This window comes from Arboricoccus pini (assembly GCF_900187945.1).
Lineage (GTDB): Bacteria > Pseudomonadota > Alphaproteobacteria > Geminicoccales > Geminicoccaceae > Arboricoccus > Arboricoccus pini.
Genome location: NZ_FYEH01000007.1, coordinates 170,406 through 193,233, shown reverse-complemented (window position 1 = coordinate 193,233; position 22,828 = coordinate 170,406). Strand labels below are relative to the sequence as shown.

General features: G+C 64.8%; 21 protein-coding genes. 8 read left to right on the top strand and 13 right to left on the bottom strand.

Features of this window, described 5'->3' with window-relative positions:
- Positions 1–213: 213 nt before the first annotated feature.
- Positions 214–1,407 carry an OpgC family protein gene (locus CFB17_RS11760; protein ID WP_088561740.1) on the bottom strand — a complete coding sequence of 398 codons (1,194 nt, stop codon included), beginning with the start codon at positions 1,405–1,407 and terminating at the stop codon, positions 214–216.
- A 439-nt stretch (positions 1,408–1,846) separates the two neighbouring features.
- Between CFB17_RS11760 and CFB17_RS11755 the strand changes: the two genes are divergently transcribed.
- Entirely contained in the window at positions 1,847–2,107 is a 261-nt protein-coding gene (locus CFB17_RS11755) for an SGNH/GDSL hydrolase family protein (protein WP_088561739.1), read from the top strand.
- Between the two features lie 218 nt (positions 2,108–2,325).
- On the opposite strand, the gene CFB17_RS11750 is transcribed toward CFB17_RS11755, so the two are convergent.
- The 5 genes from CFB17_RS11750 to trmFO all read right to left on the bottom strand — a co-directional run bounded on the left by CFB17_RS11750 (position 2,326) and on the right by trmFO (position 6,914).
- On the bottom strand, positions 2,326–3,474 hold the full coding sequence (locus CFB17_RS11750; protein ID WP_088561738.1) for a methyl-accepting chemotaxis protein: 1,149 nt from the start codon (positions 3,472–3,474) through the stop codon (positions 2,326–2,328).
- Positions 3,475–3,557: 83 nt separating this feature from the next.
- Complete coding sequence (gene minE, locus CFB17_RS11745; protein WP_088561737.1) at positions 3,558–3,830, bottom strand: cell division topological specificity factor MinE; 273 nt, start codon at positions 3,828–3,830, stop codon at positions 3,558–3,560.
- A complete protein-coding gene (gene minD, locus CFB17_RS11740) occupies positions 3,827–4,642 on the bottom strand; it encodes a septum site-determining protein MinD (RefSeq protein ID WP_088561799.1) in 816 nt (271 codons plus the stop codon). Before minD ends, minE begins: the two co-directional genes overlap by 4 nt.
- A gap of 49 nt (positions 4,643–4,691) precedes the next feature.
- Positions 4,692–5,459 (bottom strand): septum site-determining protein MinC, encoded by a 768-nt coding sequence (gene minC / locus CFB17_RS11735; RefSeq protein ID WP_088561736.1) that lies wholly within the window; start codon positions 5,457–5,459, stop codon positions 4,692–4,694.
- 57 nt (positions 5,460–5,516) lie between these two features.
- The gene (gene trmFO / locus CFB17_RS11730) at positions 5,517–6,914 is read right to left on the bottom strand and encodes a methylenetetrahydrofolate--tRNA-(uracil(54)-C(5))-methyltransferase (FADH(2)-oxidizing) TrmFO (RefSeq protein ID WP_088561735.1); all 1,398 of its coding nucleotides are present in this window, start codon (positions 6,912–6,914) and stop codon (positions 5,517–5,519) included.
- A 113-nt stretch (positions 6,915–7,027) separates the two neighbouring features.
- Here trmFO and CFB17_RS11725 point away from each other — a divergent pair, with 113 nt between their 5' ends.
- Together CFB17_RS11725 and CFB17_RS11720 are read left to right on the top strand one after the other, a co-directional pair.
- Positions 7,028–7,462 carry a cupin domain-containing protein gene (locus tag CFB17_RS11725; protein WP_088561734.1) on the top strand — a complete coding sequence of 145 codons (435 nt, stop codon included), beginning with the start codon at positions 7,028–7,030 and terminating at the stop codon, positions 7,460–7,462.
- The gene (locus CFB17_RS11720; RefSeq protein WP_165769579.1) at positions 7,459–8,031 is read left to right on the top strand and encodes a YdcF family protein; all 573 of its coding nucleotides are present in this window, start codon (positions 7,459–7,461) and stop codon (positions 8,029–8,031) included. Before CFB17_RS11725 ends, CFB17_RS11720 begins: the two co-directional genes overlap by 4 nt.
- Here the strand turns inward: CFB17_RS11720 and CFB17_RS11715 are convergent.
- The 7 genes from CFB17_RS11715 to CFB17_RS11685 form a co-directional block, all read right to left on the bottom strand.
- Positions 8,028–8,573, bottom strand: coding sequence for a methylated-DNA--[protein]-cysteine S-methyltransferase (locus tag CFB17_RS11715; RefSeq protein WP_088561732.1), 546 nt, complete (start codon positions 8,571–8,573; stop codon positions 8,028–8,030). The two genes, CFB17_RS11720 and CFB17_RS11715, sit on opposite strands and share 4 nt — an antisense overlap.
- Positions 8,570–9,364 carry an SDR family NAD(P)-dependent oxidoreductase gene (locus CFB17_RS11710; protein ID WP_088561731.1) on the bottom strand — a complete coding sequence of 265 codons (795 nt, stop codon included), beginning with the start codon at positions 9,362–9,364 and terminating at the stop codon, positions 8,570–8,572. Before CFB17_RS11710 ends, CFB17_RS11715 begins: the two co-directional genes overlap by 4 nt.
- A 94-nt stretch (positions 9,365–9,458) precedes the next feature.
- A complete protein-coding gene (locus CFB17_RS11705) occupies positions 9,459–10,604 on the bottom strand; it encodes a hypothetical protein (RefSeq protein WP_133063896.1) in 1,146 nt (381 codons plus the stop codon).
- Between the two features lie 53 nt (positions 10,605–10,657).
- The gene (mdoH, locus tag CFB17_RS11700; protein WP_088561729.1) at positions 10,658–12,448 is read right to left on the bottom strand and encodes a glucans biosynthesis glucosyltransferase MdoH; all 1,791 of its coding nucleotides are present in this window, start codon (positions 12,446–12,448) and stop codon (positions 10,658–10,660) included.
- 138 nt (positions 12,449–12,586) lie between these two features.
- Positions 12,587–14,278, bottom strand: a complete 1,692-nt coding sequence (locus CFB17_RS11695) for an L-lactate permease (RefSeq protein WP_088561728.1) — start codon at positions 14,276–14,278, stop codon at positions 12,587–12,589.
- A 221-nt stretch (positions 14,279–14,499) separates the two neighbouring features.
- The gene (corA, locus tag CFB17_RS11690; protein WP_088561727.1) at positions 14,500–15,468 is read right to left on the bottom strand and encodes a magnesium/cobalt transporter CorA; all 969 of its coding nucleotides are present in this window, start codon (positions 15,466–15,468) and stop codon (positions 14,500–14,502) included.
- A complete protein-coding gene (locus CFB17_RS11685; RefSeq protein ID WP_243389859.1) occupies positions 15,465–16,154 on the bottom strand; it encodes a metallophosphoesterase family protein in 690 nt (229 codons plus the stop codon). The genes corA and CFB17_RS11685 overlap by 4 nt, the downstream gene beginning before the upstream one ends.
- Positions 16,155–16,257: 103 nt before the next feature.
- On the opposite strand from CFB17_RS11685, the gene panB reads away from it, so the two are divergent.
- From panB to CFB17_RS11650, 5 genes are all read left to right on the top strand, one after another.
- The gene (panB, locus tag CFB17_RS11680; RefSeq protein WP_243389858.1) at positions 16,258–17,085 is read left to right on the top strand and encodes a 3-methyl-2-oxobutanoate hydroxymethyltransferase; all 828 of its coding nucleotides are present in this window, start codon (positions 16,258–16,260) and stop codon (positions 17,083–17,085) included.
- 1,621 nt (positions 17,086–18,706) lie between these two features.
- A complete protein-coding gene (locus CFB17_RS11665) occupies positions 18,707–19,267 on the top strand; it encodes a manganese efflux pump MntP (protein WP_088561722.1) in 561 nt (186 codons plus the stop codon).
- Entirely contained in the window at positions 19,264–19,944 is a 681-nt protein-coding gene (locus tag CFB17_RS19655; protein WP_243389862.1) for an autotransporter outer membrane beta-barrel domain-containing protein, read from the top strand. The genes CFB17_RS11665 and CFB17_RS19655 overlap by 4 nt, the downstream gene beginning before the upstream one ends.
- A 142-nt stretch (positions 19,945–20,086) precedes the next feature.
- Positions 20,087–21,337 carry a putative DNA modification/repair radical SAM protein gene (locus tag CFB17_RS11655; RefSeq protein WP_088561720.1) on the top strand — a complete coding sequence of 417 codons (1,251 nt, stop codon included), beginning with the start codon at positions 20,087–20,089 and terminating at the stop codon, positions 21,335–21,337.
- Between the two features lie 3 nt (positions 21,338–21,340).
- Positions 21,341–22,804, top strand: coding sequence for a UdgX family uracil-DNA binding protein (locus CFB17_RS11650; protein ID WP_088561719.1), 1,464 nt, complete (start codon positions 21,341–21,343; stop codon positions 22,802–22,804).
- The last annotated feature ends 24 nt before the right edge of the window (positions 22,805–22,828 follow it).

Genomic DNA, 22,828 nt, shown 5'->3' with positions numbered 1-22,828 from the left:
CGGTAGGATTCCGAGAAGCCGCCGGATCGGACGGAACGGTCGGGTGAGCGATAGACGAGAGATCGATTTCATCGACACGCTTGCAGGGGCGTTGACCATGCTCGGACGAACGGAGACCGATCAACCGAGCCGAACGCAAACAATGTCACATCACGTGCCAAGGAGCCAGCCCGGAGGCGCCTGACGATTACGCCTTCACGTTGAATTGCTGTTCTAGCGGCTCGTCATGACACGCGGGCGCCACATTTGGCCCAGCGGCATTTCGCGCAGCAGTGCCGGCAGCGTCAGCAGAGCCAGCCCAAAGCCCGTCAGCAGGATCTTGGTCGCGTTGCTGAAGGGTCCGTAATGCCAATCAAGGCCCCGCATCAGATAGATGATAACGACGTGGAAGGCATAGACCTGGAGCGAGTGCCGGCCGAGCAGCCTCAGGGCCGGCAGCGAAAAAAGCGCGGTGAGCCACCCGGCAAGGCGTCGGACCCACGAGGCCTCGGCCATGGGGCCGGCCATCAGGATCCAGCCCACGGCATAGGCCAAAGCGGCAAAATTCAGCATGCCGATTGGTCCGAATTCGGCGCGTCGCTCAAGGAACGCCAACCTTGCCATGACATCGTCGGATAAGAGGTCAAAGGTCTCCGCGAGGCGCAGGGCGGCGAAAAAGACGAGAAAAGCCAGGGCTGCCTTGATGGCCATGGTCTGGCTCGGGCCGAAGACTCGCCGCCAGTCGAGTTGCCGCGTCGAGCTTAGGGCGCCCAGGACGAGGCCGGCGACGAAGAGGAGTTGCCAGGCCAGGGGATCGAAGCCGGCGCGAAGTGTAAGGTTCGTCCGCAAGCCGCCAAGCACATGGTCCGCCCCGTCGACAAGTGGCAGATGGAGCCCGACTTGCACGGCGAACCAGAGGAGCAGCGAGCCGATCGCCACATAGGCAAAGCGGCCGTTCAAGCAGAGCCAGACGAGCGGCGGGGCCGCCATCAGATAAAAGATATATTGTGGCAGGATGTCCATGAAGGTGGGCTGGTAGAGCAAGGTTGCAGCCGCCACCTTGAAGGTAAGGTCGCCACGGATCAGCTGGCCCAGCCATGCACCCCAAAAGACCCACGAATAGTGAAGGAGCCTGCTGAGAAGAAGGATGACGACAAGACAGCCCATGGCATAGGCATAGAGTTCGAGCGCGCGCTTCCACATGCGCTGGCACGCTTGCCGGAACCCGTCTTTCGCCATCCGCCGTGCATAGACCATGCCGACCAGCAGGCCCGAAAGGAAGACGAAGCCCTGCGCATCCTGCACGAAACCGAGCTCGGCATGATTAACGTGCAAGAGGATGGAGCCGCCCGTGAAAGTCAGGTGGTTGATCAGCATGAAGACAAGAAAATAGCCGCGCAGGCCATCGAAGATCTCGAGGCGTCCCATATCCCCTCTCGGATGATCAGCGAAAAGGCGATGCCCACAGGTGGCTCGAGAACAGCCGGCCGGGAAGGGCGTTCCCCGCGATTGGCCTGTGCTTGGGCTTACCAATCGATCCTACTTAAGTTTCCGCCCTGCAAAAAAGGCGGGCGCTTCGCGAGGCGCCTGATGCCGAGGCGCGACGATCGATCCTTGAGCCGTACGCCCCGGCTATGTGAGCAAGAAATGATGCGCATGACGCTCCCTTGTGCTGCCGCCATGGCTGCGACGCCTGCTGCAGACCCACAGCGCCGCCGCCGAGCCACCGCTTCCGGGTTCGGCCACGAACCTCATAGCGGCAGCGGCTTCCGCAGGCCTCATGGAGCAGGCGATCGATGCGCCGCCGCGAGCAGCGTGTAGAGCTCGTCACGGGACTGCCGCATGTGAACCGAACGATCATGACCTCATGATCGTGGCGATCGGTTTCTCCAGCCGGGAGGGCATCGGCGCGACCACGGCCGCCAACACCCATACGATCTACCTCGATACCATCCTTCCGCAGAGTTTCAAGGGTGTCCAGCTCCTGATCAAGGACATTGGCGGCCAGACGGCAGCCGACATTCTCAAGCGCTTCACAAAGGATTTACTGGTCGCAACGTCGGATCTGGTCATTCGGCTGGCGACCATCAGCGATGCCTCTCAGAACAAGGAGCCAAAGGAAGTCTAGAACGGAATCCCGACGGGGAGATCGGCCACATTCGCCAACCTTTTGCCGAACTCAGATTTACGGGTCGCGATCCTGAGCTGGCCACAAGGCCGCGACCCTTCTCGCCATACCGTACAAGGCAAGTCCAGGGCAAAGCCCGTGATATCCGGCAGAGCCGGAGACACGAGGTGGAAGCGCCGACCCATGGGCGAAACGACAAACCAGCAATATCGGCGGAACTAGAGGATCGAGGCCGCCTCTATAAAGCGCTCGACCGCATGGCCGAGACCCTGGGTCTGCTGACGCAGGACCTGGGTTCCTTCACCGAGATTCTGTGTGTGGCCCTCGGTCTCCGCCACGGCATGAGTCACGCCGCCGATAATCGCCGCGACGTTGCTGGTAGCCGCACTCTGCTCCTCGACCGCGGCTGCGATGATGGTAAGGACGCCCTGCATCTCGCTGGCGATACGGTTCACTGTCTCGATGGCGCTGACCGCTGCCTCGGTGCCAAGCTGGATGGCCGCCACCTGGGCGGCGATGTCACGGGTCGAACGCGCGGTCTGCGAGGCCAATTGCTTCACTTCCTGGGCGACGACGGCAAAGCCACGCCCAGCATCGCCGGCACGCGCCGCTTCGATCGTCGCGTTTAGGGCCAAAAGATTGGTCTGCTCGGCAATTTCGCGGATCATGCCGACGACCGAATCGATCGTCGCCGCCGAGCCCGCCAGTTCGCGTATGCAGCTCTCCGCGCGCTGCGCCTCGCCCGCTGCGGCCGAACCGATCGAGGTCGCCCGCCCGAGTTGGCCGGAAATCTCCGCTACTGCCCGATCGAGCTCACCGGCGGCCGCCGCCATTGCCTGCGCATCGCGCGCCGTCTTTTCGATGATGCCGCGAATGTCGCCGCTGGCCCGCTCGAGGCCGTCTGTTGCCGCCTCAATATTGCCCGTGGCCGTCGCAAGCTCGCTCTTGAATCGCCGGCCGATCGTCGCTTGCTGGGTTGCCGACCACCAAGTCACCAAGGCATGGCGGCCTTCCGTGGCCGGCAGAGCCGAGTAGAGAAGGTCGATGATCTCACCGCCTGCCTCCAGCCGGCCGCCAAGTGGGCCACCCTCGGGCCTGGCGACGACCTGCCGCGCAAGGTCGCGGTCGATACGCAGCGTTTCCAGGCTCGCACCGACGAGCGCATGACCGAGGCCCGGCAGCGTCGCCAGCAAAGCCTCGCTCGCCTTATTAGCGTAGAGAATGAGGCCGCTATCGACGTCGACCACAAGAATGGCGGTGGGCATGCCATCCAGCCAGACGGCAGCCCGTCGCCAAGTATCGGGCTGGTCCAGCCCGGCCTCGCCTAAGGCCTCAGGCTTATGCGCCCGACGGGTAAGTCCCAACATCTTCTGTCTTTCGATAGCCGACCATCCATCGCGGGACCGACACTATCGGAAAAGACTTAACACCAGCTTAATGCCAACCGCCTTCAGACAGGCTTGCCGAGCATGTCGGGCGGCAGCTCAATATTGACCGCCAGCATCGACATCGACTGGTCACGCTCGAACTCGACCTTCACTTTGCCGTCGTCGATCTCGACATATTTCTTGATGACGTCGAGGAGCTCCCGCTGCATGAGGGGCAGAAAGTCGGGCCCCGTCATGGCCGAGCGCTCCAACGTCAAGAGCACCTGCAGGCGCTGCTTGGCGGCATTGGCCGAAGTCGTCTCGCGCGAGCGACGAAAAAGGTCGAAGAGTTTCACGCGCTCCTCCCCCGAAGCCAGCTCATGAAGCCGCGCTTTTGCGGCGCCACGTAGCGAAGTTCGAGGGTTTCGCCCAAGAGCCGCGAGACCGAATCCCGATAGGCCTGCCCCGCGATGGAACGCTCGTCCAGAATGATCGGCGTGCCGATATTCGAGGCCTGCAGCACCATATCATCCTGGGGTATGACGCCCAGCACGGGAATGGCCAAGATGTCCAGAACATCGTCGAGCTTGAGCATCTCGCCGCGCGCGACCCGCTCCAGGTCATAGCGCGTAAGCAGGAGATGCTGCTTGACCGCCGCCTCGCCGCGCTCGGCCCGGCGTGAGCGGCTGTTCAAGATGCCGAGGATGCGATCACTGTCGCGAACGCTCGAGACCTCAGGATTGGTGACGACCACGGCCTCATCGGCAAAATAGAGCGCCAGCTGCGCTCCACGCTCGATGCCGGCCGGGCTGTCGCAGACGATATAATCGAACTCCTGGCGAAGCTCGTCCAGCACCTTCTCGACGCCCTCGTGGGTGAGCGCGTCCTTGTCCTTGGTCTGCGAGGTCGGCAGGATGAAGAGATTGTCGACCCGCTTATCCTTGATCAAGGCCTGGTTCAGCCTGATCCCGTCATTGATGACGTTGATGAAGTCGAAGACGACGCGCCGCTCGACGCCCATGATGAGGTCGAGATTGCGCAAACCGACATCGAAATCGATGACGACTGTCTTCTTGCCCCTTTGGGCCAAACCGGTCGCGATGGCAGCCGATGTGGTTGTCTTGCCGACACCGCCCTTGCCGGACGTTACGACGATGACGGTGGCCAAATCCTCAACCTCCAAACCAAACGATCTTTCATTTTCAGCGCACGCGCGATCAGGGCATGGGAGCCAGTAGCAGGCGCTCGCCGTCACAGGTCACCCTGGCACGACGATTGACGAGCCGCTGGTCGATCGCTTCGTTCACCATATAGACACCAGCGATGCTGAGTAGCTCGGCATCAAGCTGGTCGCAAAATATCATCGCCCCCTCATCGCCGTCGATGCCGGCGAAGGCACGACCGCGCAACGGGCCATAGACATGGATATGTCCGGCCGCCGCCAGTTCCGCCCCGTGCCCGACCGGTGCCAGCACCACGAGATCACCGTCCGGCGCGTGGATCTGCTGACCGCCGCGGACCGGTTCGGTGACGATCCGCGAAGCGCCACGCCTGACCGCAGGCACCGCGCCGTTCGCGGCCGGCGCCTTGGTGACTTTCCGAGGCGTCTCGGCGACCCGCTCCTGCGCAGCGCCCCCGGCGCCGAAGCGAGCCAGGCCCGCCTCGGCCGCAGCCTCGTTCCAGGCGTCGCTGCCATTTTGGATACCGATCGGGACCAGCCGGTGGGCACGCAACCGCTCGGTGAAAGCCGCGAGGTCGATCGGCGCCCCCTCGACTATGGGTGCAACGTCGATAACGAGCGGCGCATCACGAAAGAAGTCCGGCGCGTGCGCGATCTTGTCCAGGAGCAGCTTGAAGAAATCGGGATCATCGGGCGCGATCAGCCGCAGCGCCAGCATGGTCTGCAGCGCACCACGCACCTGAAAGGGATGCCGGCTGCCGCCTGCTCCCTCGCTTTTCGCCGCTGCCTGCACGCTTGCCGTCAATCCTCAGGGCCTTCTTACCATCGCCCCCAGGGTCAAGAGCCACTCAGGGGTTTAATCTCAGACTTCCAATTGCGATCGGGCACTACTAGCCGAATTGCCCGGCGTGGCAAGGGCTTGCAGGCCACAGCCTTGACGCCATGCGTGGAGGCGCTCAAGGGCCAGCCTCGCCTGGCTTTGCTTGCGCTCATTCTTGCGCGTGCCCGGCGGAGGAGGCGGCAGGAGACCAAAATTGACGTTCATGGGCTGGAAGGTCGTTGCATCGGCACCGCCGGTCAGGTGGGCCAACAGGGCACCGTGCGCCGTCTCGGGCGGTGGTGCCTCGATCGCCTGGCCCAAGGCCTCGGCGGCGGCAAAGCGCCCCGCCAGCAGGCCGACGGCAGCACTCTCGACATAGCCCTCGACGCCGGTGACCTGGCCCGCCAGGCGGACATGCGGCATCGCCTTCAGCCGCAGCGCGGCGTCCAGCAAGAGCGGGCTGTTGATGAAGGTATTGCGGTGCAGACCGCCCAGCCGCGCGAAACTCGCCTGCTCCAGGCCCGGGATCATGCGGAAGATGCGTACCTGCTCACCATGACGCAATTTGGTCTGAAAGCCCACCATGTTGAAGAGCGAACCCAGGGCATTGTCCTGGCGTAGCTGGACCACGGCGTGCGGCCGTCTGCCCGTGCGCGGGTCCGTCAGCCCCACGGGCTTCATGGGGCCAAAGCGGAGCGTGTCCGGGCCACGCCCCGCCATCACCTCGATCGGCAGGCAGCCCTCAAAATAGGGCGTGTCCTTCTCCCATTCCTTGAAATCGGTTTTCTCGCCCGCAAGGAGGGCTGCGATAAAGGCCTGGTAGGTGGCCTCGTCGAGGGGGCAGTTGATATAGTCGGCATTGCCGCCGCCCGGCCCCTCCTTGTCGTAGCGGGACTGCATCCAGGCCACATCCATGTCGATCGTCTCGCGCAGGACGATGGGGGCGATGGCATCGAAGAAGGCCAGATGCGCCTGGCCGCCGACGCGAGCGATGTCGGCCGCAAGTTCGGCGCCGGTCAGCGGCCCGGTGGCGATGATGACCTGGCCGCCCGAGGCCGGCGGCAGGGCCATGACCTCCTGGCGCCGGAGCGTGATGAGCGGCTCTTGCCTGATGGCCGCCTCGACGCCCGCGGAGAACGCCTGACGATCGACAGCCAGGGCACCGCCGGCCGGAAGCTTGGTCAGGTCGGCGATCTTCATGACGAGCGAGCCCAGTTGGCGCATCTCCTCATGGAGGAGGCCCACCGCGTTGTTGAGCGCGTCGTCGGAGCGAAAGGAATTGGAGCAGACCAACTCGGCCAGGCCGTCCGTCTGGTGCGCCTCCGTCCGTCGGAGGGGCCGCATCTCGTCGAGCAGCACCGGCACGCCCGCCCTTGCCAACTGCCAGGCCGCCTCCGATCCCGCCAGTCCGCCACCCACCACTCGAACCGCTTGCGTCATCGCTCCGCCATCATCTCCTGCCCCGGTCTTGCGCCCGCGGGCTCATCGAACCTAGGTGCATCATTGCCTTGCGCCCTATATCGCCCCAAAGCACGACGCGGAACCAAAGGTCGATGTCTATGACCCCAGAAGCCCTGATCGACAAGCTCGGCCTCGCGCCGCATCCCGAGGGCGGCCACTATGTCGAGACCTACCGGGCAGCGGGCCATGGTCGTTCGCCCGTGACCGCCATCTATTTCCTGCTTGGCGCCGGCGAGCGATCGCACTGGCATCGGGTGGACGCCACCGAGATCTGGCTGTGGCATGGCGGCGCGCCGTTGACGCTCAGGCTCAGCACCGACGGCGAGACCGAGACGATCCTGCGCCTTGGACCCGAGCTCGACGCCGGCCAGATGCCGCAGCGCGTGATCCCGCCCGACGCCTGGCAGTCCGCCGAAAGCGAGGGCGACTGGACGCTTGTCTCCTGCATCGTGGCGCCGGGCTTCGACTTTTCGGGCTTCGTCCTGGCGGCCGATGGCTGGCAACCGGGCCAGCGGAACGACGCGTGACACGCTATCACTGGATCGTCGTCTTCGGCGCCGCCGTGCTCGAGGACGGCCAGCCGAGCGGCGTCCTCAAGCGACGGATCGAGGGCGGCTATTCCGCCTGGCGCCGGCTCGATAATGCCCGCTTCATCCTCTCGGGTGCCGCCGCCGACCACCGGCCCTCGGAGGCCAGCGTCATGCGCGACACGCTCCTTGCCAAGGGCGTGCCGGCGGAGGCCATGATCCTGGACGAGACGAGCCGCGACACCTTCGCCTCGGCGCTCGCCACCTGGCGTCTCCTCAAGGACAGGGCGGACGTGCGACGGGTCTGGGTCTGCACGAGCGCCTTCCACACGCCACGCTGCCGCCTTCTCATCCGCATGCAGGGCTTTCGCACGGGCCAGGTCCACGTGCCGCGCGCCGCGACACGGGAATGGCAGCCGCGCTACCTCTACTGGACTCTGCGCGAGGTGCCGGCCCTGCCCTGGGATGGCTTTCTCATGCTGCTCGAGCTGGCGCGCCGGCATATCGCCCGGCCGAGGAGGGATCGGCGATCTCAGCCTCGCCGGGGATCAAGGAGCAAACGAAGCTAGAGGAGCCGAGGCGTCGAGTGCCGCAAGGCGCCCTCGTGCTGGAGGAGCCATCGCTTGCGCTCGAGACCGCCGCCATAGCCGGTGAGCGTACCGTTAGCGCCGATCACCCGATGACAGGGAACAACGACGCCGATCGGATTAGAGCCATTGGCCATGCCGACGGCGCGCATGGCACCCGGCGCTTCCAGCGAGAGCGCCAGAGCGCCATAGGAGGTGACGGTGCCCGCCGGAATAGCGCGCAGCGCCGTCCAGACACCACGCTGAAAAGGCGTACCACCCAGGGTGCGAATGGCAATGGCGTCCAGGGCCACAAGCTCGCCCGCGAAATAGCGGGCCAGCAGGGCCCGGGCCGCGGTCGCCTCGCCCTCGATGAGACGCACCGCACCATGGAAACGCCCCAGCAGGCGCCGCATGCGATCCTCGTAATCCTCCCAGTCCAAGGCGCAAAGGGCACCGTTCGCATCCACGACCAGGAGTGCCACGCCGATCGGCGTGGCGAGCCGATCGATCGTCAAGCTGAGCAGGGCCGCGCTGCCGTTCAAGCGATGCTTTGCACGATGCCGCCCTCGACGCGGAGCGCAGCACCGGTCGTGGCCGAGGCCTGGGGCGAGGACAGGTAGACGACCATGGCAGCGACCTCCTCGACCTCGGCGACGCGGCCGATCAGCGAACTCGGGCGATGCTCCTTGACGAACCCCGCCGCGACCGCCTCGAAGCTCTTGCCCTGCGTCTTGGCGATCTGGTGGAACATCGCCTCGACGCCTTCCGACATGGTAGGCCCGGGGAGCACCGAATTGACGGTAATGCCGCTGCCCGCGAGCGTCTGAGCCAAGCCGCGCGAGACGGCCAACTGGGCCGTCTTGCTCATGCCGTAATGGACCATCTCGGTTGGAATATTGATGGCCGATTCGCTGGAGATGAAGATGATCCGACCCCAGCCTTTGGCCTGCATCGCCGGCGCCAGGGCCGTGGCCATGCGAACGCCGCTCATGACGTTGACCCTGAAGACCTCCTCCCAGTCGCCGTCGGGGATCTCGAAGAAGGGCGTGGGTTCGAAGATGCCGGCATTGTTGATGAGAATGTCGACCTCGCCCACGGCCTGCGCCAGGGCCTGGCAACCTTCCTTCGTGCCGACGTCAGCGGCAATGCCCGAAATGTCGGCATCGGGAAGATCGGCCTGGAGTCTTGCCGTGGCCTCCTTGACCCTGGCCTCGCTCCGACCGTTCAGGGTGACGATGGCGCCGCTCTTGGCAAGGCCACGGGCGATGCCGTAGCCGATGCCGGCCGTCGAGCCGGTCACCAGGGCGTGCTTGCCGGAAAGATCGATGTGCATACGCTTGCTCCTCATGGCCATGTATGCGCGTGGCCTTTTCTGCTCGTGACCCGCCAAGTCTAGCGCTTGGCGCCGGCGAGAAAACCCGGTCCTGCTAGTTCAGCTCAAAGAGATAGGCTTCCTTGCCCTGCACGGCAGCCATGCGGCCAGCTTTGTCCAACGCCACGGCGTAGCCGAAATCGGTCTCGGGCGTCGGCACGGGCGCATCGAGGCTGTCCTTCAGCGCCCAGCCAGCGCCCTGGCGCTGGAAGAGATAGGCGGCACCACAGCGCGATGGTCCCGATTTGCATGTGGCGCGAGGAGCGCCCACCAGGAGGCGAGAGCCGTCGCTCGAAAGCGCCACGGACGCGCCAAAATAGCCGGCCCGGGCTTCTGGTGCGGCGACGCGCGCGAGCCCGGCCCAGCCCTTCGCATCGCGGCCGAAGAGATAGACGGCTTGGTCACCGCCGACGGCGATGACCAGGCCATCCGCCGACATGGCGATGTCGCTACCGAAGCTGGCCTCGCCGCGCGTATCCGGCACGAGAACACCGGCCTCTTGCAGATGGCCGTCCGTCTGGCGCTCGTAGAGATAGACTTCGCCCTGATCACCGCTCTTGCCAGGCCCGCCGACCGCGATGAGCGCGCCGGCGTTGCCGACCGCCAGCGCGTGGCCGAATTCGACATTGAAGGGCCCACCTTCGGGAAAGGCGATCGTGTCGGCCTGGCGCCAGGTGCCACCGGCGGCGAGAAACAGCTCGGCCACGCCACAGCGCTTGAGCGGCACGCCGTATTTGCACTCATAGTTGGGCGCGCCGAGAAGGATCGCATCGCCGGCCGCCGACACGGCGACGCCCGGCGGCGGCGGGTTGGCGAAAGCCTTGCTGCCGCTGAGCACCAGGCTGCCGGCGCGGGTCAGGCTGCCATCGAGGCCGCCGACGACCGTCGCGCGATCACCGCCATAGTCATAAAGCACCGCCGTGGCACCGCCAGCGGCCACCGCGAGCGGCCGGCAAGGGCTTGCCTCGCCCCCGATCGAGCCATCGGCCGCCCAACCACCGCCGCCACGAGTGTAGCGCTCGAGCGTTGAACAGCCGGCACCGTCCTTATGCAAGGCCAGGAGATACCGGCCGGACGGATCGAGGCCGCGCGGCACCAGGACCGCGCCGGCGGGAAGCGTATCGGCCGCCTCCGCGACGGAGCCCATGGCCAGCCAGCCGAGCGCCAGCGCTCCCAGCGTCAGACGGATTTTCTTGTGCATGCCGGATTTCGTCCTCTCGTCTCGGTCATGCTTTTCAAATGCGGCGGCGGCGGTCAAGCCAGCCCGTCGGTCAGACCGGTCATCGCCCGCCCCGCCGGCAGGCTCCGGCTGGCCAGATCGTGGCCGGCCGCCCTCACCTCATCGGGCGGATCGAATTCCTCGGGCGTTGCCCCCACGCGGAGCCGGACGAGCCAGCGCCCGACGGCTGGCAAGGCGGAGGCCCAGGCCAGAAAGGGTGCCAGCATGAGCGGGAGGACGACCGGCAGCAGCATAGGCAGAGATGTGGGCGCGCTCCAGAAAGCACTGACGGTCAAAAGGCAACCAAGCCCGGCCATGGGGCCTAGATTTCGCCAGGCCTCACCCAGCGGGACGCGGTGCTGATCGCGGCGCTGGCTCGACCAGATCCGTGCCCGGCCGGCGAACAGGCCGAGGATAAAAAAAGCCTGCCTTGCGGCCAGGAGCGGCATGAGAAGGAGCGAGAAGAGGAACTCGGCGGCGCCCGAGACGAGGATCGTCCGCGTGCCGCCGAACGCATGTCTGGCTCCCGGTCGGAGGAGGGTCATGAGGAGGCCCATGGCCTTGGGCGTCAGCACCATGAACATGACAACCAGATAGAGGCCAAAGCCCAGCGCCGCCTTCCCTGGCACCGTCGGTGCCGCCAACAAACCCGCCTTGATCAGGAGCGGGCGCAGCAGCGACAGGAGCAAAAAGCCCAGCCAGGCGGCGGCTTGCAGGTACATGAGCATGGCCAGGAGCAACTGCAGCCGGCTCATCCAGGTGAGGCCGCGCCAGAAAAGCAGCCGACCATATTGCATGTTGCCCTGGCACCAGCGCAGATCGCGCTTCAGGAACTCAGGAAGCGTGGGTGGATTTTCCTCAAACGAGCCGGCCTCTTCCGGCAGGACGCGGACGGCATAGCCGGCGCGTCGCATGAGGGCCGCCTCCGCCTGATCGTGGCTGAGGATGAGCCCGCCAAAGGGTGGCCTGCCCGGCAGCGTCGGCAGGCGGCAGGCGGCCTTGAAAGGTGCCAGGCGGATGAGCGCGTTGTGCCCCCAGTAGCAACCGGTCGCTCCCTGCCACCAGGCAGCACCCAGCGCGAACATCTGCATGCCCTGCCGCATACCGTACTGGAAGAGCCGGGCAAAGCCGCTCGCGCTCGGCAGGCCCACGGCCAGCGTCTGGAGAATGCCGAGGTGCTGATCGGCATCCATGCGGCGCACCAGATCGTGGATGGCCGCCCCCGTCATCAGCGAATCGGCATCCAGCACCAGCATGTAGGCGAAACCCGGCCGGAGCCGATCGAGAAAAGCCCAAAGATTGCCCTGCTTGGCATCCGCATTGGTGGTGCGGCGGCAGTAATGAATCGAGACCGGGCCGGGCGGCCACGCCTCGAGGCTGCAGGCCTCCTGGGCGGACAGGACCGGATCCTGGGTGTCGCTCAGGATGTGGATCTCGAAAAATGCCGCCTGCGGCAAGGCTTCCAGGCTGGCGCGCATGGCCTCGAGATGGCGGCGCACGCGTGTCGGGTCCTCCTCGAAGATCGGCATGGCCACGACCGTCCGGCCACGCAGGGGCGCTCGCGAGCGAAGCCTGGGCACCACGCGATCTAGCGGCCGGCCCCGCCGCAGCATGAGGCCAACGCCAACCGCGGCGTTCCAGAAATTGAGCGCGTTCCAAGGCAGCATGACGAGGAAGCAGCCAAGGAGCCCAACATCGATGAGGTCCAGCCCATCGCCGGCCAGGAGCAGCGCCATCAGATAAAAAAGGCCGCCGATGGTGCCGAGCACCAGGGCCAGGAAGACCGAGCGACGGCGGAGGATCGCCGCCTTGTCCCTCAACGTCATCAAGCCTCCGCATGATCGCGCCAGGACGACGATGCGGCGTCCCCCCGGGACATTTGCCCAGGCCTCTTCATATCGTCAGACACTTAAGGGAATCTCGCGAATGAGCGGCAACGCACCGCTCACTTCACGGAAACCTGATCAGGGCGGCGAGGAAACCGGCGCCATCGGCATCGGCGGCACCAGGTAGGTGAAGGGGGCGATATAAGCCTGTGCCATGATCATGAGGCCGACCAGGGCCGCCAGCGCGATGCTATGGAAGAAGACATAGCGCAGGATGTTGCCCTCATGCCCGTACCAGCGCGTCGCCGTCGAGGCGACGACGATGCTCTGCGCGTCGATCATCTTGCCCATGACGCCGCCCGAGCTGTTGGCCGCCGCCATCAGGACGGGATTGAGCCCGAGCTGATGGGCGGTCACCCGCTGCAGGCCGCCAAAAAGCACGTTCGAGGCGGTATCGGAGCCCGTCAGCGCCACGCCCAACCAGCCCAGCATCGTGCCGAAGAAGGGATAGAGCCAGCCCGTCTGAGCGAAGGCCAACCCCATCGTCGCATCGGTACCCGAATAGCGGGTGACGTAGCCAAGAGCCAGCATGCAGGCGATCGTGATCAGCGAATAGCGCACGATCCAGAAAGTCTTGAGATACTCCCGGACCAGGGCGATCGGTCCGTATCCCAGGACGAAGCCACCGATGATGGCCGCCAGCAGGATGCCGGTACCGGTCATCGAGACGATATTGAAGATATAGACCGCATGCTCGACGGCGGGTGCGGTGACGACCGGCGGCACCTTCAAAACCAGATCGTTCAGGAAGGGCACGGCGGGCTTGGCGATATAGAGGCCGTCCAGGAGGTCTTTGACCTGCGGCACGCCCCAGAGAAACACGAAGACCGAAAGGATGATCCAGGGGATCCATGCACGCAGCGCCGAGCCCTCGCGAACTGCCATTTCGGGCGGCAGCTCGTCCGTGCTGGATTTGGCAAAACGGCCGGGCATTTCGGTCATGGGCTTCTTGGGTGACCAAACGCGCATGAAGAGGGCCAGAGCCGCCATCGACACGAGGGAAGCCACGATGTCGACGAGCCAGGGACCATGAAAGTTCGAGACCAGATATTGCGGCAACGCGAAACTGACGCCGGCGATCAGAACGGCCGGCCAGATCTCGATCATCTTCCTGAAGCCCGCAAAGGCCCAGATCAGCCAGAACGGCACGATCAGCGAGAAGAAGGGCAACTGGCGGCCGATCATGCCGGTAAGCTCGTGGAGATCGAGCCCCGATACCGCCGCCAGCGCGATTACGGGCGTGCCCAGCGCACCGAAAGCCACAGGGGCCGTATTGGCGATCAGGGAAAGGCCCGAAGCGGCCAGCGGCGAGAAGCCAAGGCCGATAAGCATCGCCGCTGTGACGGCAACCGGCGTGCCGAAACCAGCCGCCCCCTCGAAGAAGGCACCGAAGGAAAAGGCGATGAAGAGCAACTGCAGGCGCTTGTCGTCCGACAGACTGCCGATGCTGCGCTGAAGGACGTCGAACTCGCCCTTTTCGTAGGTGAGGCGATAGAGGAAGATGACGTTGACGATGATCCAGCCGATCGGCATCAGGCCATAGGCCCCGCCATAGGCGGCCGCGGCCACCGCCATCGAGGTCGGCATGCCAAAGCCGACGATGGCCACCACAAGAGCCGCAAGCAGACCAAGCAGGGCGGCGATATGCGCCTTGATCTCGAAAATCGCAATCGCACCGAGAAGGACGGCGATCGGCAGAGCCGCGATGATTGTCGAGATGACGGCATTGCCTAAAGGATCATAGATCTGCGACCAGGCTTGCGGCTCCACGGGTTCGCCTCCTTATTCATTGTACCCAATAACGCTTAGCAGTCGCGGTGCCGAGGAGTAAGACGCCTTCGAACACAGTAGGCAAGGCTCTTTAAGGAGTCTTTAACGCCCGACGATCCAAAGGCGAGGCCAGGTCACGATTAAGGGCCCTCCCGCTGCCCGCCCGTTTCGATACTTGGCGCTACTCAAAGGTTGCTCGCAAGCCGCAATCGACCACCGGCCTAAAGCCAGCGTGAGCGCTTGAAACGGTAGTAAAGAAAGCTGCACGCGCAAACGATCACGCCCAGAACGACGAAATAGCCATACTCGGTCTTCAACTCCGGCATGTTCTCGAAATTCATGCCGTAGATGCCAGCGATCGCCGTCGGTACCGCCAGGATCGCGGCCCAGGCCGCGAGCTTGCGGGTGATGTCGCTCTGGCGCTGCTGCTCCAGCAAGCTGCTTGCCTCGAAGACGAAGGTGAGGATCTCGCGCAGCCCGTCCACCATCGTATCGACACGGCGCACATGGTCGAAGACATCGCGGAAATAGGGCCGCACATTGTCATCGATACAAGGCAGCTCGAGATTGATGAGCTTGTTGCAGACCTCCCCCATCGGCCCCATGATCCGCTTGAAGCGGATCAGTTCGCGCCGCAGCCCGAAGATCGCCCTGGCGTCGCGCCGCTGCAGCGGATTGTCGATCGTCTCCCGCTCCATGACGAGCACACGCTCCTCAATCGCCTCGATGATCGGCAGATAGCCGTCGACGATGAAGTCCAGCACCCCGTGCACCACATAGTCGCCGCCATGCTGAAGCAAACTGGGCGCCGCCTCCAGATGCTCCCGCAGCTTATGGTGGCTGCGGCTCGAGCCGTGGCGGACCGTGATGATATGCCGGCGACCGAGGAAGATGTCGGTCTCGCCATAGACGATCTGCCAGTCCTCCAGGGCGGCCGTCTTGAGGACCATGAAGAGTTGCTCGCCATAGACCTCAACCTTGGGCAGTTGATGCGCCTCCAGCGCATCTTCCACCGCCAGGGGATGCAGGTCGAAATGGCGGGCAAGCTGCTGCAATTCCCCGGCATCCGGCTCGTGCAGCCCGATCCAGATGAACTCGTCCCCCTTGACCTGCCAGCTCTCCGGCTGATCGAGGCTCGCCTGCCGGATGCGCTTGCCCTCCCGGTAGACCCAGGCCGCGACGATCGTCATCGCTCTTCACCCTCCCCAGTGGCCAAGCGCTTGACCCCTCCCCCCCTGGCGGCACGCCGCCTCGTAGCCAGTATGGTCGCCAGGTCAACGGGCCTGTAGGACCACACATCCACCCCCACATCATATTGCCGCGTCATCGGCGAGAGCGCTCCATGACTGTGACCGTGGAGGTCGATCGACTTCCTGCCCATCTGATTCCACGTGCGGAATGGATAATGACAAAGGATCAGATGCCGCCCCTCCAAGAAAAGCTCGTGATAAGTTCGCACGCTGGCCCAGCCCTCGGCCTCCAGCGTCGATGCACCGTCATTATTGCCGACGATCAAATGCTTGACGCCGTTCAACCGACCAAGCAGCGAGCCGATCTCCGCTTTGCTCAACCTCGCGACATCGCCCAGATGCCAGACCTCGTCGCTTGCAGCCACGACCTCGTTCCAGCCGGCCTCGAGCGCCGCGTCGTGCAGCGCTAGCGTCGCATAAGGCCGCCTGTCGATCCCCAGCACGCGCGGGTCGTTGAAATGCGTATCGCTCGTGAACCAGACCTTCCCGCCAGGCGCCATGCTCGTCTCCTTGCGCTCGTGCCAGATCCGCAGCCAGCCATCCACTTCCTCCAAAGCCAATGCATCCAGGCCATACCCATCTGCCGCCCCCTCTGGGCGCTGTCCAGCCGCCGCGGGGCGCTCCATAACCGCTCACCACGACGACCCATGGCTTCCAGCACCGCGGCGATGTAAGCCCTCCGAAGACATCACCGTCCTGCCATGCACCCGAGGCCGAGGAGACACCAGCTTGTCGCGCCAGACCGAGCAGACCCGCCGCATCACCGTTCCCGAGATCGCCGGCCGCAAAGGCGGACAAAAGATCGTCGCCCTCACCGCCTACACGACCCCCATGGCAGCCCTCCTCGATCCCCTGGTCGACCTCCTCCTCGTCGGCGATTCCCTCGGCATGGTCGTCCACGGCCTGCCCAGCACCCAGGGCGTGACGCTCGAGATGATGATTCTCCACGGCCAGGCCGTCATGCGCGGCAGCAGCCATGCCCTGGTCGCCGTCGACCTTCCCTTCGGCACCTACGAGGCCAGCCCGGAACAGGCCTTCGCCAGCGCCAGCCGCCTCATCGCCGAGACCGGCTGCCAGGCCGTCAAGCTCGAAACCCATAAGGGCGTCGCGCGAACCATCGCTTTCCTCGTCGATCGCGGCATCCCCGTCATCGGCCATGTCGGCCTGCGCCCGCAGGCCAGCAACGCGGACGGCGGCTTCAAGGCCAAGGGCCGCACCGAGGCCGAGCGCCAACAAGTCCTCGATGACGCGACGGCGGCCGACCTGGCCGGCGCCTTCGCGCTCGTCGTCGAAGGCGTGGCCGCCGACCTCGCAGATACCATCACCCGCAACGTCAACGCCCCCACCATCGGTATCGGCGCCTCTGCCCAATGCGACGGCCAGATCCTCGTGACCGAAGACATGCTGGGCCTCTTCGACTGGACCCCCAAATTCGTCCGACGCTACGCCAACCTCAAAGAGACCATCCAGCAAGCCACCACAACCTACGCCGACGATATCCGCAAGGGCACCTTCCCGGCGGACGAGGAAACCTATCGGCTGGGGACGAAGGCATGAAGAAGCAGCCTCCGGCGGCCCTCGGCGATCTGATGATCGCCGTCTCGCTGCGCGAGCACGGATCGACAGCTTTGCTGTCGATGGGCCGAAAGGCCCCTGGACCCCAGGAGTGGGGTTGTTGGTCGCGGGTGAGGATTGAGTCTTAACCGGCCAGGATTACGAGGGCAGCCCGGTCCCGTAGCGGCCGATCTTCCTGGCACCCTGCAACCTGATCGCCGCCTGCATGCTCTCGGCCGGCGCGAAGGAGAAGGTGTCCTTTACCCATGTGTAACCTGTGGCGAGACCTTAGCCGGGCCTGCAACCGGGGCCGAGAGACGGACGAAACGCGCGGATCCCTCCGGCTGGTTGACGAGGACCTCGCCCACCATCGGCGCGCCCTCCTCGTCTTCTCCCTCATGATAGAAGCGATAGGGACGCCGCTCGCAGCCGGCAGGGGGAAGGCATCGCCTATCCTTTGATGCAGCGCGCGAGCATCGCGACGTCGTCGTCTCAGGACGACCTCGAGCTCCCATCGACGAGGCCGTCATAGCGATCATAACCGTCCTCGCCGAACCTGATGCTGGTTTCCCGGAATTGCGGACAGTCGGGATGTAGCGTCCGTCGCCCAGGAGCTAGACGGACTCGGCGACGGTCCCGACTAGGTCGCGGAGGACTGCCTCTGCCTTTCGATGGCGTCGCCCGGCCCGGGGCGACTGCCTGCGCCCTGGCGCGTCCGACCGCGGCGTCGTCCGCATCGAGGGCCCGTTCCACCAGCCCAGGTCATGTAGCGCGACGGCCAATGCTGCTCGCGCGCGCTGGAACGCCACCACCGTGCTGGCATCCTAGCGGCCGATCATCCGCTCGCGCCCATCGCTGCTTTGCCAATAATCGAAAAGAGCATCGGGCGCGGCATCCGGCGAGCCGTAGGACCTAGCGCTCCAGACGTCACAGTCGCCGATGCGTCCTGGCCGGCATCCCTCATTGTCGACCGGTCGACCTTGCGCATCAAGCCGACCGACGAAGAGGCCGCCATCGCTCCCCAGCCATGCCGCCGGCGGCATGGCTCGCGGCGGTGCTTGATGGACGGACAACAAAGCGGACGTGGCGCCGGTGAGCCCTGGATAAACGCCAGGAGCGAGGACACCGTGCGAGGCAGCCTCGCTGGGCGGCCTGTCGTCGGCCGGTACGCCATCCAGAGGGAAACGATCGGCTGGGCGATATTTTCGGAACCTTGCGACACGATGCCTCCTGATGAGGTCTGTTTCTTGTTCTGCTGTCGCCGGCCGACAGGTGCTGGGATCGTCCGGCGGGTTTATCCGGCTAGCGCCTGAGCCGCCCCGATCGAACTGCTTTCACGCCATGTTGGCATTTGCCTGCCACAGGCTCGGCTTCCGCTGCAGATCACTCACGCAGCAAGAAAAGACGTGACGTCTGTTTTATACTGTCTTTAAAAAAGACTTAGATATATCTTAGGCATTATACGGTGAATATCGAATAATAAGATCGGACTAATATTTTAAGGTTCGGCACAATAAATGAATGTTATCTATCCTATATTTGTAAATATTGACTCTTTGCCATCCCATATCTACTTCTGGAGCAGCGGGAGCATCCTTATCACCGTCCATCCTGGATCCATGCCATGTCGCCCTTTGCCGTCGCCGTGCTGGCTATCAGCATGTCCGTCGACGCGTTCGCGGTCTCGGTCGGCCGCGGAGCGGCGATCGGCCGGCCGCGTCTTGGCGAGACACTGCGCACGGGTATCGTCTTCGGCGTGGTGGAGACCATAACACCGCTGGTCGGCTGGACGGCCGGCGTGGCGGCCAGCAGCTTCGTACAGGCCGTCGACCACTGGATTGCCTTCGCCCTGCTGGCGGCGGTTGGCCTGCATACATTCTTGAACGCGCTTGGCGACAAGAAGACGGTGGCTCCGGAAAAGGGTCGTTCACTGACCGTGCTCCTGGCAACTGCCATCGGCACTAGCCTCGATGCCATGGCGGTCGGCGTGTCCCTGGCCTTCCTGGACGTCAACATCGCCGTCATCGCGATCGCCATTGGCGTTGCCACCTTTTGCATGTCCTCGGGCGGCATGCTGCTCGGCCGACTGATCGGCAGGCATTTCGGCAAGGTAGCAGAGGCCTTGGCCGGCATCGCCCTAGTCCTCCTTGGCGTCTCAGTGCTGGTCGAGCATCTGACGGCCTGAGTAGCCGCGATCGCATCTGCAACGGAGGGCTGGCCTGTCCTCTGGCCATTCGAGGGCTCCGACGACAATCCTTCAGGCGCAGGGCGGAAGCTGATCGCCTGGCGCTCAGGACCGGCGCCTTTTGGAGCACGCATAAGCTGGATACGCGCCGCACGGTCGACACTCCCGATCTGCGCAGCCACCCGAGCGACAATTATGACGCACGTCCCCTGCAGGGCTTCGGCGAACTCGGCTACCGCATCGAGCTTGGTTCGCTTGGTCGCATCGAGCCGTTGGCGAGCCTTGCCCACGTGCAACTGCACACAGACGACATCGACGAGCATGGCGGGCTCGCCGCCTTGCGCGGGCAGAGTGCCGACACCGACGTCACCTTCTCCACCTTGGGCCTGCGCGGCGAACACCGCCCTGCATGGGGTGGTGGCCTGCTCGCCCTGCAAGGCATGGTGGGCTGGCGCCATGCGTCGGGCGATAAGAAACCCGCGGCCGATCTCGCCTTCGCCGCCGGGCGGGACTTTTCCGTCGAGGGCGTGCCGCTGGCCAAGGACAGCATGCTCATCCAGACAGGCATCGAAGCAGCACCGATCGGTCCGGTCAGCCTTGGCTTGAGCTATACCGGCCAGCTTAGCGGGTCCGCCCATGACCACGGCTTTACCGGTCATCTGGCACTTCGGTTCTGACGACGACGAAGCGCCAGGCTGGCACGACTGATTTCTCTTGTTAAAGGCAGGGCCCGATCGGCGCGGGGGATCGCTGCCACCCATCGACCTCACTTGGCCGTGATTTGCGAATGCATAAGAACAAAGATAGAACTCGAGATGCATGACCGACACGCTTGCCAAACTCGAGATCCTGGCGGACGCCGCCAAATACGACGCCTCCTGCGCCTCGTCGGGAGGTGCCAGGCGGAACTCGCGCGATGGCAAGGGCCTGGGCTCGACCACGGGAAGCGGCATCTGCCATTCCTACACGCCGGACGGTCGCTGCGTGTCGTTGCTCAAGATCCTTTTGACCAATTTCTGCCTTTATGACTGCGCCTATTGCATCAACCGCCGCTCCAGCGACGTGCGCCGCGCGCGTTTCACCGTGGACGAGATCGTCGAGCTCACCCTCGATTTCTACAAGCGCAATTACATCGAAGGTCTGTTCTTGAGCTCGGGCATCATCCGTAATGCCGACTATACGATGGAGCAGTTGGTGCTGGTGGCGCGAAAGCTGCGCCTGGAACACCAGTTTCGTGGCTACATCCATCTCAAGACCATCCCCGAGGCCTCGCGCGAGCTCCTAGACGAGGCGGGCCGCCATGCCGACCGGCTCTCGATCAATATCGAGCTGCCGACCGAGGCCGGGCTGAAGCAATTGGCACCCGAGAAGACGCAGCCCTCCATCCGCGGCGCCATGGCGTCCTTGAAGCTCAAGATCGACGCGGTCGAAGGCGAGCGCCGGGTATCCTTGCGCAGCGATGCGGCAAGGCGCGCGCGGCCGCGCTTCGCCCCCGCCGGCCAGAGCACGCAGATGATTGTCGGTGCCGATGCCGCCGACGACGCCGCCATCCTTGCGACCTCGGCCGGGCTCTATGCCGGCTACGGGCTAAGACGCGTCTATTATTCGGCCTTCAGCCCCATCCCTGCCGCCAGCAGCATCCTTCCGGTCAAGCCGCCCCCCTTGATGCGCGAGCATCGGCTCTACCAGGCCGACTGGCTGATCCGCTTTTATGGCTTCGCACATGAGGAGGTGACCAAGGCTGCTCCCGGCGGCATGCTCGATCTGGAGATCGATCCCAAGCTTGCCTGGGCGCTGGCACATCGCGAGCAGTTTCCGGTCGACATCAACCGCGCGGCCAAGGAGATGCTTTTGCGCGTGCCGGGCCTGGGCACCCGCGCAGTCGCCGCCGTCCTGCGCTCGCGCCGCCATCGCCGCTTGCGGCTGGAGGATCTCGCAAGGCTGACCGTCTCGGTCAAGAAGCTCCTGCCTTTCGTCAGCCTGCCGGACCACCGACCGCTCCTTCTGGACCGCCAGGACCTGCGCCAGCATTTCGTCCCCCCTCCCCGCCAATTGCCGCTCTTTGGCTGAGCCATGGCGCGCTGGCACCTGGCCCTGGCGGATGACGGCGACCTCGCTTCGTTCCAGGACGCCGCGCGGCGGCTGACGGCGATCGACGCCTCGCCCGACGACGTCACTTTCGGCGGGCCGGAAGAGGGCGTCTTGTTCGGCCAGTCACCGCCACCGGCCGATGCGCCCCTTGGCGTACCGCGCGCCTTCGTGTCGTTGGCCAGCCTCGTTGTCGCGCATGCCGATCCCCTGCGTTTTGCCCTCCTCTATCGCTTGCTCTGGCGACTCCTGCACGGCGAGCGCCACCTTCTTCAGGTCAGCGCCGACCCCTTGGTGCATCGCCTGGAGATGATGGCCAGGGCGGTGCGACGCGACATGCACAAGATGACGGCTTTCGTTCGCTTCCGCCGCGTGATTGTCGATGGTGGGCCCGACGACGGGCGCGGTGATGGACCGGGCGGCGGGCACGAGCATTATGTCGCCTGGTTCGAGCCCGAGCATCTGATCTTAAGGCGCATGCAGGATTTCTTTTGCGACCGCTTTGCCAGCATGCGCTGGTCGATCCTCACCCCGCGCGGCTGCATGCATTGGGACAAGGCGACGATCCGCTTCACACCCGGCGTGACGCGCAGCGAGGCCCCGCCGGCAGATGGGCTCGAGGCCTGGTGGCAGGCTTATTACCGCGCCATGTTCAATCCAGCACGGATCAATCCCGAGGCTATGCGCGCCGAGATGCCGCGCAAATACTGGCATAATCTGCCCGAGGCCGCGCTTATCCCGGAATTGCTGCAACAGGCACCGGCCAGAACGGAAGCCATGCTGGAGGCCGCCCCCGTGACGGCACGAAAATCAATTCCCGCCCCGAGGCATACGCCGGCTCCGGAGGGCGACACGCTGGCCGCCCTCCGCCATGCCTCGACGAGTTGCGCGCGCTGCTCCCTGCATGCGCCTGCCACCCAGACCGTCTTTGGCGAAGGACCGCCGGACGCGCCCGTCATCTTCATAGGCGAGCAGCCTGGCGACCAGGAAGATCTGGCAGGGCGCCCCTTCGTCGGTCCTGCCGGCCAACTCTTCGATCGCGCGCTGGCCGAGGCTGGTCTCGACCGCCGGCTGATCTACGTCACCAATGCAGTCAAACATTTCAAGTTCGTCCTGCGCGGCAAGCGCCGCATTCATCAAAAGCCAGACGCTGGTGAGATCGAAGCCTGCCATTGGTGGCTGGCCGAGGAGCTTCGCCTCATCCGCCCGCGCCTGGCCGTGGCGATGGGGGCCACGGCCGCCCGTGCCTTGACCGGCAGAGCAGTGACCATCGGTCGCGAGCGTGGACGGATCACCAGCATGGCCCATTTCCACGGACTGATCACGGTGCATCCTTCTTTTTTGCTGCGCCTGCCCGACAAGGCGGCGCAAAAGGCTGAATATCGGCGCTTCGTCGAGGATCTGGCCATCGTCGGCAATGAAGTGAGCGACGTGCGCCTCGTGGCCTGAAGCATCACGTCGCGCCGGCTCTTC